This window comes from Streptomyces sp. RPT161 (assembly GCF_027533845.1).
Taxonomy (GTDB): Bacteria; Actinomycetota; Actinomycetes; order Streptomycetales; family Streptomycetaceae; genus Streptantibioticus_A; species Streptantibioticus_A silvisoli_A.
In genome coordinates, this window is sequence record NZ_JAPZVN010000009.1 from 190923 (window position 1) to 203205 (window position 12283).

General features: G+C 70.4%; 13 protein-coding genes. 8 read left to right on the top strand and 5 right to left on the bottom strand.

Features of this window, described 5'->3' with window-relative positions; genetic code table 11:
* Positions 1-47: 47 nt before the first annotated feature.
* Positions 48-494 (bottom strand): hypothetical protein, encoded by a 447-nt coding sequence (locus O5O46_RS19820; RefSeq protein ID WP_269856835.1) that lies wholly within the window; start codon positions 492-494, stop codon positions 48-50.
* A 485-nt stretch (positions 495-979) separates the two neighbouring features.
* Between O5O46_RS19820 and O5O46_RS19825 the strand changes: the two genes are divergently transcribed.
* Positions 980-1264: a hypothetical protein gene (locus tag O5O46_RS19825; protein WP_269856836.1), complete on the top strand. Its 285-nt coding sequence runs from the start codon at positions 980-982 to the stop codon at positions 1262-1264.
* 19 nt (positions 1265-1283) lie between these two features.
* Positions 1284-1607, top strand: coding sequence for an antibiotic biosynthesis monooxygenase family protein (locus O5O46_RS19830; RefSeq protein WP_269856837.1), 324 nt, complete (start codon positions 1284-1286; stop codon positions 1605-1607).
* A 58-nt stretch (positions 1608-1665) separates the two neighbouring features.
* Here the strand turns inward: O5O46_RS19830 and O5O46_RS19835 are convergent, their stop codons facing one another.
* A complete protein-coding gene (locus tag O5O46_RS19835) occupies positions 1666-2394 on the bottom strand; it encodes an amino acid racemase (RefSeq protein WP_269856838.1) in 729 nt (242 codons plus the stop codon).
* Between the two features lie 634 nt (positions 2395-3028).
* On the opposite strand from O5O46_RS19835, the gene O5O46_RS19840 reads away from it, so the two are divergent.
* The 3 genes from O5O46_RS19840 (at position 3029) to O5O46_RS19850 (ending at position 4648) form a co-directional block, all read left to right on the top strand.
* Positions 3029-3430, top strand: a complete 402-nt coding sequence (locus tag O5O46_RS19840) for a hypothetical protein (protein ID WP_269856839.1) — start codon at positions 3029-3031, stop codon at positions 3428-3430.
* Between the two features lie 79 nt (positions 3431-3509).
* On the top strand, positions 3510-3698 hold the full coding sequence (gene tgmA, locus O5O46_RS19845; protein WP_269856840.1) for a putative ATP-grasp-modified RiPP: 189 nt from the start codon (positions 3510-3512) through the stop codon (positions 3696-3698).
* On the top strand, positions 3698-4648 hold the full coding sequence (locus O5O46_RS19850; RefSeq protein WP_269856841.1) for an MvdC/MvdD family ATP grasp protein: 951 nt from the start codon (positions 3698-3700) through the stop codon (positions 4646-4648). Before tgmA ends, O5O46_RS19850 begins: the two co-directional genes overlap by 1 nt.
* 48 nt (positions 4649-4696) lie before the next feature.
* Here the strand turns inward: O5O46_RS19850 and O5O46_RS19855 are convergent, their stop codons facing one another.
* Positions 4697-5512 carry a peptidase gene (locus O5O46_RS19855; RefSeq protein ID WP_269856842.1) on the bottom strand — a complete coding sequence of 272 codons (816 nt, stop codon included), beginning with the start codon at positions 5510-5512 and terminating at the stop codon, positions 4697-4699.
* A 2-nt stretch (positions 5513-5514) separates the two neighbouring features.
* Complete coding sequence (locus O5O46_RS19860; protein WP_269856843.1) at positions 5515-6804, bottom strand: VWA domain-containing protein; 1290 nt, start codon at positions 6802-6804, stop codon at positions 5515-5517.
* Between the two features lie 243 nt (positions 6805-7047).
* Here O5O46_RS19860 and O5O46_RS19865 point away from each other — a divergent pair, with 243 nt between their 5' ends.
* The 3 genes from O5O46_RS19865 to O5O46_RS19875 all read left to right on the top strand — a co-directional run bounded on the left by O5O46_RS19865 (position 7048) and on the right by O5O46_RS19875 (position 11364).
* Positions 7048-9117, top strand: a complete 2070-nt coding sequence (locus O5O46_RS19865) for a phosphocholine-specific phospholipase C (RefSeq protein WP_269856844.1) — start codon at positions 7048-7050, stop codon at positions 9115-9117.
* Between the two features lie 156 nt (positions 9118-9273).
* The gene (locus O5O46_RS19870; RefSeq protein WP_269856845.1) at positions 9274-10479 is read left to right on the top strand and encodes a hypothetical protein; all 1206 of its coding nucleotides are present in this window, start codon (positions 9274-9276) and stop codon (positions 10477-10479) included.
* 123 nt (positions 10480-10602) lie between these two features.
* Positions 10603-11364, top strand: a complete 762-nt coding sequence (locus O5O46_RS19875) for an SDR family NAD(P)-dependent oxidoreductase (protein ID WP_269856846.1) — start codon at positions 10603-10605, stop codon at positions 11362-11364.
* 39 nt (positions 11365-11403) lie between these two features.
* On the opposite strand, the gene O5O46_RS19880 is transcribed toward O5O46_RS19875, so the two are convergent.
* On the bottom strand, positions 11404-12282 hold the full coding sequence (locus tag O5O46_RS19880; protein WP_269856847.1) for a hypothetical protein: 879 nt from the start codon (positions 12280-12282) through the stop codon (positions 11404-11406).
* Position 12283 lies beyond the last annotated feature (1 nt).

The following is a 12283-nucleotide window of genomic DNA, read 5'->3' on the forward strand; positions in this document are numbered from 1 at the left end:
TCACCTTGGCGGGGATCCGGCGATCGGACCGGACATGACGCGCGGTATCAGGATTTTTGCCTGCTTGTGGCGGATGACGAGGTGCGCCGGGTGCGGGTGGCGGAGGCGGTCCGCTTGGGGGTGGACTTCTTCTTGGGGGTGGTCTTCTTGGCGGTGGTGCGCTTCTTCGCCGCCGTGCCGCGCTTGGTCGCGGTGCGCTCGGACGCCGTCTTCGCCTTGGGCCGGGCCGCGGCGGCGGGCCGCCCGGTCTGCTGGGCGGTTGCTCCGCCGTTGTGCTCGGGGCGCGGCTGGGTCAGCCATACGACGGCGGCGCCCGCGGCGGCCACCGGCCACTCGACCAGGCCCGCGACTCCCAGCAGGCCGGCCCCGGCGTAGGCGGCGACCCGGCGGGCGTGCGGTGACATGACACCGACGGTGTCCAGTACGCCGTCCACGACACCCTTGACGACAGGAGCGCCGGGAACGTGGTTCACCGCCTCGGTCACCGTCTGCATCGGATGTGACAATCTCGACATCACTGTCGAGGGAGTATCGGCACTCTCACTCATGGTGTCTCCGATCGCGGCTGCGGGGCGGGACACGCCGTGCCTCAACCGGCGGCCCACCGTCGTTCAACTTTCCCTCCCCTTTTGTTCATCAGAACTCTCCTTGACAACCTACGGCAATAACCGCAAATCTCGTCATATGTAAGTACCGCGTTAGGTTGAATGCTTCGCTCGGTACTGATGTTCATGAGCAGTGGCGCCCCTCTGGTGGGGCTGCCGGCCCGTTCGATGGCACCCGCGCGTGTCCTGGCCGCGAGGAGGTGAGGGGAATGAGTTCCCGGCCCAGTCCAGAGCCCGACCCGCGTTCCCCGTTCCCGTCCGATCGCGGCTCGCGCGCCCGCTGAACCACGCCCGAGACGCCGCCCCGCGCGGCCCGCGCTGGTCCCGGTGTGCGCACCGCACGCGATCCGGCCCGCTCCATGAGGAAGACAGCCATGCGCATCGAACTGACCTGGCCGCGCACCGGCGCCGCCGACCGCACCCTGACCGTCCCCGTACCCGACGTCCCTGTCGCCGGGCTGCTGCACCATGCGCGCCGGGCCTGGACCCCCTCGACGGCGCGGCGGATAGCCACCTACGCCCGGCCCGTCGTGGACAGCGCGGCCAGCGCCGCGGGCGCCGGGCTACTGGTGCAGCTCGCCCTGCCCTTCGCCGCCCGGCTGGCCAGGCAGGCGCTGCCCGACACCACGACCGGCCCCGGTCGTCCCGCCGGGCACTGAGGTACGGCAGGATGACGCCATGAGCGTCGTCAAGATCAACGTACTCACCGTCCCGCCGGAGATGCGGGAGACCCTCGAACAGCGCTTCGCGGCGCGGGCCGGGGCCGTGGAGAGCTCGGACGGCTTCGAGTGGTTCGAACTGCTGCGCCCGGTCGAGGGCACCGACCAGTACCTGGTGTACACGCGCTGGCGCACCGAGGAGGACTACCAGAAGTGGGCCTCCGAGCGGATGGGGCCCGCGCACAGCGGCGCCCCCGGAGAGGGCCAGCGCAGGCCCGCCGCGACGGACGCCACGCTGTGGTCCTTCGAGGTCGTTCAGCACGCGGCCCCGAAGACCGGCTGAGAACGGACCCCTGGACGGCGGTACGCGGGCCGTCCGGCCCGCGTACCGCCGTCGTGCTTCAGCCAGCCACCGGGCCGCCCCGCCAGCTCGGCGGGGGGCGGTGGCCTACGGCGGCGTCGAAGGCCGCGCGGGCCAGCAGCCGCGTGGAGTCCAGCATTGGCAGCGGGGAGACGTTGGACGTCACCAGGAGCGGGATCTCCGTGCAGGCCAGGGCGACCGCGTCACAGCCCCGGGCGGCCAGCCGCTCGATGACCCGGACGTAGTCGGCGCGCGAGGCGTCGGTGAGGACGCCGTTCACCAGCTCCTCGAAGATGACCCGGCTGACGGTCTCCCGGTCCCCTGCGTCCGGTACCTCGCAGGCGATCCCCCGCTCGGCCAACGCCCTTGGGTACACAGGGCCCTTCATCAGGAAGCCGGTGCCGAGCACCCCCACCCGGGCACGGCCGTCGCGGGCGGCGCGGTCGGCGACCACCTCGGCGATGTGCAGCCCCGGAAGCGCAAGTTCCGGGCCTGGGCGCTCCAGGGCCTCGTGTGCGGTGTTGTCCGGGCAGACGAAGAAGTCCGCGCCCGCGCGGGCTAGTCGGTCCACGCTCACCGCCAGCGTCTCCCGGATCGTGTCGTGGTCCCCGTTCTCCCAGGCGGGCATGGAGCGCGCCAGGGCGATCAAGTCCAGTGTCACATCGGGATGTTCGTGCGGGCCCAGTTCACGGAACCCTTCCTGACAGAAGGTCCGGAAGCACAGCGCGGCCCCTTCCGCACTGTGCGCGACAATGCCGAGGTGGTGCATGAAGCCTCCTGTGGTGTCAAGATGTGATGTGTCGTCAGCGCACTGGTCAGCACTGTGGAAACTCACGTCCCCGTCGTAAAGATCTCACTCATGGGACCAACGACCATGACGGAAATCGCCGTTCCGAATACCGTTAGTCATGAGTCGCCCGGGGCACGCGTAGCGCATGGTTCCGCCGCTACCGCGGAAGTCCACCGACTTCCACCGAGGCGCATCACTCGTGGTGGGCAGCTGGCTGCGATCCGTCAACTCGGTTGCGCCTCCCCGGTGTACCGGGGAATTTACCACCATTCGGGACCTCCGCATTCCCCGGCTGGCCTTCGCAACCGTATCGGCCCTGGCGTCGTCATTCCTGTCGTGTCAGCCTCGATCCCCCCGCACGCCTGGCAGAGCCCCTGCCGACGGCCGTTATATTCCACCGCCCGGTACCAAGCGGGTGCCCGGTGTAACGGCCGCCGGTGGATTCCCCGCACTGTCCCGGACACCGCCCCGGTGGCGGTGGAGAAGAAGGAGCACCGATCCGTGATGCCGCCTTCGAACCCGTTCCCCCGCTTCCCCGTATGTTCCATTGACTGTGCGCGCCCGAGGGCTCGTGACGCAGCCGCGCACAACGAGACGCAGGAACTGGCGACTGATGGCAACTAACGGCTACTCACCGGCGACCGACGGTGTTCCGGGCAAGCATGGCCCCATCCCGACGCTCGTCTATGTCTGTGAACCGGATTCCGCCACCGCGGAACAGCTCGCGGATCTGTGCCGAATCCACGCCGCACACCGGGCGTGGTGGGTGGTGGACACCGTGATCGAGGCGACGCCCGACGCCCCGTTGCAGCACCGCGAAGGATGGCAGCGGGTGAAGGCGGCCCTCGCCCGCGGGTCCGTGGACATAGTCATCACCTGGAGCCCGGTGTCCGTGGCCGCCGGGCTCGCCGAATTCCAGGTCCTGCAGGCGGAGTTCCGCGTCAATGAGGCGGTTCTTGTCGCGGTGACCGGTATACCCGACCCTCCACCCCCGCAGCACAGTCCCGCGGACTGACCCACCGCCAGGAACCTCCCGGAGCCCCAGCAGAACCCCACGAGTACGCGGGGCCCCACCTACACACCTTGGAAAGGCCATGCAGCCATTCGCCCTCACCTACGCCCGGCGCCCCATACCTGAGCCGGAGACGTCCTTCGCCTACGACCCGGAGCAGCAGCTGAACGTACTCGCCGACGGCACTCCGGCCGTACGGCGCCCCAAGGTGCTACTGGAAGCCGGTTCCACGACCTCGACCGCCGGGTCCAAGACACATTTCGACGACTGATGACGGTCCTGATCCTCACCGGTCCCGGGGACGTGACCGCCGACATGGTGGTGGACCATCTCAACACGATGGGCACCCCGGTGCTGCGTGTCGATCCGGCCGACTTTCCGGAAAGGGCCTCGCTGTCCGCGACGTTCGCGTCCGGGGCCCTTTCCGGAAGGATCACCACCGGACACCGCTCCACCGATCTGCGCGAGATCCGCGCGATCTGGGTGCGCCGTCCCGGTCAGCCGGGCGCCGGTGCGCGCACCCAGGCGGCCTGGGTGGCTTTGGAATCGGATCACGCCTGGTACGGAACGCTGCGCGCGCTCCCGGACGTACGGTGGATGAACCATCCCGACGCGCACACCGCGTGCCGTTACAAAATGCGGCAACTCGTCCTCGCCCAATCAGTCGGATTCCATGTCCCGGCAACGCTGTTCACCAGTGTGCCGGGTGACGCCACGGGTTTCGCGGAAACACATGGACCGCTGGTGTGCAAGTCGATTTCCGGCCACGCGCCCGACGATCCGCCGCTGGCGCTGCCCACCACCCCGGTACCCGCCGGCACGGATTTCACCGCCGTCGCCGAGGCACCAACCTGTCTGCAAACCCTGGTCGACAAACGAAGTGACATTCGGCTCACCGTGGTCGGCTCCGAAATGTTCTGCGCCCGCGCCGACCAACTCGCCCCAGGCCAGCCGGAACTGGACTGGCGCTACGCCGACCCGGAATCGGTGCGCTGGTACCCGGTTCCGGTACCGCCGGACATCAGGGCGAGAACCGAGGGGTTTATGCGGTTGACCGGGCTGGTGTACGGGGCGTTCGACTTCGCGGTCGCGGCCGACGAAACCTGGCACTTTCTGGAGTGCAACGCCTCCGGTCAGTTCGGATTCATCGAGTTGGCCGCGGGACTTCCCATCTCCCGGGCAATGGCCGACTGGCTTACTGGAACCGCAAATTCCAGCTGAGACGACCGACCCGGCCAGGAGGCGTCCAAGCCCCCTGGCCGGTGCCGTTCAGCGGGCCGCGGAGAACCAGCGGCGCGGATGGCGGGTCAGGCCGTAGCCGAACACTCCCGCGACGGCCGCCAGCACACCGCCCCCGATCGTCCACAGCCACCGCGTGGACAGGCTGGAGAACCAGCCCTTGGCCCGCTCCACCGGCCGCGGCGCGGACGCGGCGGCGGACGGCGCGGCCGAGGCGACCGCGTCCGGCGCGACCGTCGCGCCCGGGTTGACCGGTGGCGACAGCGGGGCCTTCAGGCTCGCGCCGTCCGGCTGGGCGTCACCGTTGTGGGCGGTGATCCGCAACTCGGCCTGGATCGGCAACCCGAGGTCCTGCTCCGGCAGATCGGTCGCCGAGAGCCGCAGGTAGTAGGTGCCCGGCAGCGGATCGCCCGACCAGGACTCGGCCCACGAGCGGACCTGGCGCAGGGTGCAGCCCAGCGACACGGTGGTGTCCCCGGTCGCGGCGGTGACGGTCTGCGCGCCCGCCGTACAGGCCTGGCGGCGGCGCAGTCCGTCGAACGCCTCCACGGTCCAGGTGGCGTTGCCGTGGCGGCTGGTGGCGGGTGGCATGGTGAGCGTCACCTCGACCCGGTCGGTCTGACCGGCCGCGGCGGCGAACGACCAGTACAGGTAGTCGCCGGTGGAGGCGGACAGTTTCGCCGTCTGCCCGGGCCGCACGGTGGTCGCGGTGAGGAAGGACGTACCGGCGGTGCCGACCGTGTCGGACGGGCTCGGTGAGGCGGAGCCGTCGGCCGCGGCCGGTCCCGCGGTCAGCAGCAGGACGGCGCCCGCGGCCGACAGCGCGGCAAATCGCTTGGCGCGCATGGTCAGTTCTCCTTCCAGACGGCGATCCGCCAGCGGGCCAACCAGCCGGTGACCAGCCCGGCGAGCAGTCCGACCACGGTCAGCAGGGCGAGCAGGGCCCAGCCACGGCCCAGGTCGGGGCCGTGCGGAGCGGCCGAGGAGTCCACCACGTCAACGGTCAGCTCCAGCGGCATGCCGGGTGTGGTCTGCACCCCGGCCAGGGCGGAGAAGGAGTTGCTGACCACCAGGCAGACGACGTCCGCCCCGGACGTCCCGGAAGCCCCCGGGCCGGACGCGGACGGCGAAGGGGAGGGCGTCGCCTCGGTGTCGGACCACCGCAGCCCGGTTGACACCACGTCGGTGCGTCCGCTGCCCGCGTCCGTACCGCGTACCAGCTCCCGGCCGTCCCCGGCGGTGGCACGCAGCAGCACCCCGTAGTCCGGGTTGAGCGTGCGGTCCAGCGACATGCTCACCGAGGCGCGCAGCTCCTGACCCGGTCGCACCGGCACCCTGTACCAGCGGTGCTCGGCGAACCGCTCCCGGTCGGCGTAGACGCCGGGGGCCAGGATCGGGGCGTTGGCGCAGCCGTCGGCACCCGACACCTGGCTCGGGGTGTCCTGGTAGGTGTCGTTGGCCCGGTTCACCAACTGGTTGAGTCGGCCGGTGAGTTGGTCCTGGTGCTGAACGGCGGTGTAGGTGCCGCCGGTTGCGGAGGCGATGCAGGTGAGCTGCCGTCGGACCTTGTCGTCCAGGGTGAGTCCGAGGGTGTCCACCACCAGGTGGGTTCCCTGGGCGGCGAGTTCACGGGCCACGTCGCACGGGTCGGGGGGCGCGCAGTCGTCCTCACCGTCGGTGATCAGGACGATCCGGCGTGTGGTGTCACCGGTGCCCACGTCCTTGGCGGCGGCGCGCAGGGCGAGCCCGATGGGGGTCCAGCCGGTGGGGCGCAGGGTGGCGATCGCGGTCTTGGCCTCGGTCTTGTCGACCGGGCCGACCGGCGATATCTGCTGGGTGTCCCGGCAGCCGACCGTCTTGTCCTCGCCGGGGTAAGTGGAACCCAGGACGCGGATGCCGAGTTGGGTCTGCTCCGGGAGCGCGTCCACGACCTCGTCAAATGCCTGCTGGGCCACGGATATCCGGCTGCGGCCGTCGATGTCGGCGGTGCGCATCGAGCCGCTGTCGTCGAGCACCAGCTCGACCTTGGGCGGTTCCTTGGCGGTGGGTTCGTCGGCTACGGCAGGCGGCGCGCCGAGCATGTTCAAAGCGGCCAGCACGCTGAGCAGGCCGACCGCGGACCGTCTTCTGTTGATCACCAGACGATGGTAGTGATCTTCAGCTCACCTTCTTGCCGAGATCGTTGCCCGCACAACCATGGATCCTCGCGCCCGCGGGAGGTAGAACTGTTGCCGGAGTCGAGCCGACGATCATGGACGACGGAGGTTAACGGAGGCTTTCCCCTGGCTTTCCACCTTCGCCGACCGTCGTTCCCGGTCGCCTGGTGAGACTCCACCCGGAACTTCGTTCCGTCGTGAACCAACCGAGGAGACAAGCTCTTTATGACCGGCATCAACCGTCGCAGATTCATGCAGCTGGCGGGCGGCACCGCCGCCACCACCATGCTCACCAGCGCTATCGCCCGCGCGGCGGAGATTCCGGCAAGTCGGCGTACCGGCACCCTGCGGGACGTGGAGCACATCGTCGTCCTGATGCAGGAGAACCGTTCCTTCGACCACTACTTCGGCACGATGCGCGGCGTACGCGGGTTCGGTGACCCGCGCCCGGTGACGCTGCCCAACGGCAAGCCGGTGTGGTACCAGTCCGACGGCACCAAGGACGTCCTGCCGTTCCACCCGGATGCCGACAACCTGGGCCTGCAGTTCCTCCAGGACCTCGACCACGGCTGGGACAGCGGCCACCACGCGCTGAACCAGGGCAAGTACGACCAGTGGGTGCCGGCCAAGACCGCGACGACGATGGCCTACCTCACCCGCGAGGACATCCCGTTCCACTACGCGCTGGCCGACACGTTCACCATCTGCGACTCGTACCACTGCTCGCTGCTCGGCCCGACCGACCCCAACCGCTACTACATGTGGACCGGTTACGTCGGCAACGACGGCACCGGCGGCGGCCCGGTCATCGACAACGCCGAGAAGGGCTACTCCTGGACGACGTACCCGGAGCGGCTGGAGAGGGCCGGCATATCCTGGAAGATCTACCAGGACGCGGGCAACGGCCTGGACGCCAACGGCTCCTGGGGCTGGACCCAGGACGCGTACATCGGCAACTACGGCGACAACTCCCTGCTGTACTTCGACGCGTACCGCAACGCCGCCCCCGGCAGCCCGCTGTACGAGAAGGCCCGCACCGGCACCAACGCCAAGGACGGGCAGGGCTTCTTCGACATCCTCCGGGCCGACGTGAAGGCGGACAAGCTCCCGCAGATCTCCTGGATCGCCGCGCCCGAGGCCTTCACCGAGCACCCGAACTGGCCGGTCAACTACGGCGCCTGGTACATATCCCAGGTGCTGGACGCGCTGACCTCCAACCCCGAGGTGTGGAGCAAGACGGCGCTGTTCATCACCTACGACGAGAACGACGGCTTCTTCGACCACGTCGTTCCGCCGATCCCGCCGTCCTCCCCGGCGCAGGGCAAGTCGACCGTGGACGTCAGCGGGGACCTGTTCACCCCCAAGGGCTCCGACACCAGCGTGGCCGGGCCGTACGGCCTGGGCCAGCGGGTGCCGATGTTCGTGGTCTCGCCGTGGAGCACCGGTGGCTACGTCTGCTCCCAGGTGTTCGACCACACCTCCATCATCCGCTTCATGGAGCGGCGCTTCGGGGTGCACGAGCCGAACATCTCCCCCTGGCGCCGCGCGGTGACCGGCGACCTGACCACGGCCTTCGACTTCTCGAAGACCAACCCCAAGGTGCCGACGCTGCCGGACACCAGCGGCTACATCCCGCCGGACCACAACCGGCACCCCGACTACGTGCCGAAGCTGCCGGCCAACCCCGAACTGCCCAAGCAGGAACGGGGACTTCGCCCCGCCCGGCCGCTGCCGTACGACCTGTCCGCGGACAGCCGGGTCAACGCCCACAACGGCCAGCTGTCGATCGACTTCGCCAGCCACGGCAGGGCCGGTGCGACGTTCCACATCACCTCCTCGACCCAGCAGGACGGTCCGTGGACCTACACGGTGGAGGCCGGACGGCACCTGTCCGGCAGCTGGCACCTCGGCTCGGGCAAGCAGACCGCGTACGAGTACACCGTGCACGGCCCCAACGGCTTCCTGCGGCAGTTCAAGGGCCACGCCGGCGCCACCGGTCCCGAGGTGAGCGCCCGGCACCAGGGCGGCAGCGGACAGGTGAGGCTGGTGCTCAGCAACGAGGGCACCACCACAGTCCACCTCACCGTCACCGACGCCTACGGCAACGACCACCCGGCCAACTACCGGCTGCGGCCCGGCGCCCAGGTCGTCCACACGGCGACCCCGCACCGCAGCCACGGCTGGTACGACCTGTCGGTCGCCTGTGAGCAGGACCGCACGTACCTGCGCCGGTTGGCGGGCCATGTGGAGACCGGCCAGGTGAGCACCAGCGACCCGGCGATAGCCACCGACTGAGGTCCATCGCCGCTCGCACACCACGAAGGGTGCCGTCCGCCGGGCGGCACCCTTCGTCGTACCGCGGTCAACCCCCGTCAGCCTGCGCGGATCCGGCGCGATCTGCGAGTACGCTACGCGCCTCGGCACAACCCCCACTCCCCCACACGGTCCGCGATGTCCACACTCACCCAGCACCCCCACCTGCTCGGCGGTCCACCGCGGAGCGCCGTCTCCCAAGCGGCACGGCCGATACGGCGGTGGCTGTCGGCAACGCGCCGGGCCGCTCCGGCGCTCGCGGGCTACGCCGTGGTCCGCGGAGTGAGCCTGGCGCTGTTCACGGTGTGGGGCGCCTGGCGGGGCACCCCGGTGTGGCACCGGATGGCGACGCTGTGGGACGCCGCCGCCTATCTGCGCGTCGCGATGGCCGGCTATCCGACGGCCATGCCCGCGCCGGACGCGCACGGTCATCGCTACTGCGACCTGGCGTTCTTCCCGCTGTACCCGATAGCGGTCAGGGCGGCGCACGCCGTGCTGCCGGTATCGCCGCCGGCAGCCGCGCTGCTGGTGGCCTGGGCGGCGGCCGGTGCCGCGGCGGGCGGGATCTTCGCCGTCGCCGAGCGGCTGTACGGCCATCGCACGGGGGTGGCCGCCGCGTTGGTGTGGGCGGCGCTGCCGCACGCGTTCGAGGCCAACCTCGGCTACACGGAAGCCCTGTTCGCGGCGCTGACGGCGTGGACGCTGTACGCGGCGCTGACGGGGCGTTGGCTGTGCGCCGGGGCGTTGAGTTCCGCGGCGTGTCTGACCCGGCCGACCGGTATCGCGCTGGCCGCGGCCGTGGCCACGGCCGCACTGGTACGGGCCCGGCGGGCGCCGTGGTGCTGGCGGGCGCTGCTGGGCGCGGCCGTCGCGCCGCTGGGGTGGTTCGTGTTCGTCGGATGGGTGGGGCACCGGCTGGGGCGATGGGACGGGTACTTCGTGGTGCAGATGGCGTGGAACTCGCACTTCGACTTCGGTGCCAGCACCGCCGAACAGGTACTCCAGGTGCTGCGGCGGCCACTCGCCCAGGGGATCGACGCCGTCGCGGTCACGGTGGTGCTGCTGGCCGCGGTCGTGCTGTTCGGGTACTGCTGCGCCGCGCGTCAACCGACGGTACTGGTGGTGTTCAGCGGGGCGATGCTGACCATCACGCTGGGCGACGCCGGGGCGTTCCTGTCCCGCGCCCGCTTCCTGCTGCCGGTCTTCCCGCTGGTGCTTCCGCTGGCGGTCGCGCTGGGCCGGGCCCGGTCCCGCCGCACGGCCGGGCTGACGCTGGGTGCCGCGGCCCTGGTCTCGGCCGCGTTGGGGCTGTACCTGACGTTCATCAGCACGGCGTCGCTCTAGCCGCCGACGGGTTGACAGATTGGCCGGATCCGCCACCCACGGGGTACGCGCCGCCACGGCTCCTCGCCTACCGTCGCGACATTCCGCAAGTGCCGTATGCCTGCGAGGAGTTACGGAGGCCCCATGCCGACGACGAACCGGTTGGCCGGAACCGTGGCGCTGGTGACCGGAGCCTCCAGCGGGATCGGCGAGGCGACGGCCCGGGCGCTGGCCGCCGAGGGCGCGGCGGTGTCCCTGGTGGCCCGGCGACGAGACCGGCTGGAGCAAGTGGCGGACACCATCCGGTCGTTGGGCGGCACCGCCGTGGTGCGTCCCGCCGACCTCACCGACGAGGCGCAGGCCCATACGGCCGTCGACCGGAGCGTGGCGGCCCTGGGCGGCCTGGACATCCTGGTCAACAACGCGGGGCTGATGCTGCTCGGCCCCTTCGAGGAGGCCGCCTCCGACCAGTGGCGGCGCATGGTCCAGATCAACCTCATGGGCCTGATGTACACCACCCAGGCCGCCCTGCCCCATCTGGTACGGGCGGCGGCCGACGGCGCACGCCAGGTGGCCGATCTGGTCAACGTCAGCGCCGTGGCTGGGCGCCGCACCCGCGCCGGACGCGCGGTGTACAGCGGCACCAAGTTCGGCGTGGGCGCGCTGACCGAGGGGCTGCGCCAGGAACTGCACGACCGCCATGTGCGCGTGTGCGCGATCGAGCCGGGCAGCACCGTCACCGAACTGCGCACCCACAACCCGCCCCACATCCGGGCGCAGTTGGACGCCCGCCGTCTGCACCGCCTGGAGGCCGACGACGTGGCCGAGGCCGTCGTCTTCGCCGTCACCCGCCCGCGCCACGCCTCGGTCAGCGAACTCCTGATCCGGCCCACCGACCAGCCGTGAGGCCGGTCAGCGTGGCGGTGCTCGTCCGTCGCGGCCCGGTCAGCCGTTGAGTTGGGCGACCGCCTCGGCGGCCAGGATGTCGAGGCCCGGCTGCCGCCGGTCGGGGCGGGACAGGAACAGCGCGGTGTGGTAGCGGCCTTCGGCCTCCTTGCCCGCCGGGTCCGCGCCCGCGGCGGTGAGCACCTCGATGGCGTTGCGTTGCTCGGTCGGGTCGGTGAACAGACGCTGCGGGTAGGTTCGCTCGGTGTCCTGCTCGGTGGCCAGGCCGTGACCGGCCAGGCAGTTGGCCACGGGCGCGTACGACACGGTGCGCAGCACGAACGCCGCGACCCATACCGGGAGTTGGGCGGACTCCAGCAGCGCCTGGAAGGTGCGCTCGGAGATGTAGCCGACTCCTCCGGTGACGGTGATCAGGCCGGTACCGGCCATGGCACGGCGCAACGGTTCACTGGGCGGCGCGGACTCCAGGTCCTCGGTGAAGCCGTCGTCCAGCAGCCCGACGTCCAACGCGTACCGTACGGGGTTCGCCGCGGCGTCCAGTCCGATGACCCGGATCGGGTCGGCGCGGCGGCGGGACGCATAGAACTCCTTGTCCCGCTCGATGAGTTCGTCCCGGCTGCAGGTCTGCGCGTCGGGGCTGGTGTAGTGGTCGTACAGCTCGCGCAGGGTCACGTGGTGGTTGAGCAGTGCGGCGTTGATTCCGTACGAGCAGCACAGGTCGAGGATGGCCACCGGGCCGTGGTGTCCGGGAATCGCGGCACGTGCCATGTGCACATGCCGGAACACCGGCTGGGCGTGATGCGGGATTTGATATTCCAGCGGCGCGAGTCTGCGGAAGTAGGCGCGCGGGTCGGGCTGGTCGTAGATGTCGTCGAAGCAGCTCTTGCCCGGCAAAGTGTGGTTCCGCCTACGGGTCATG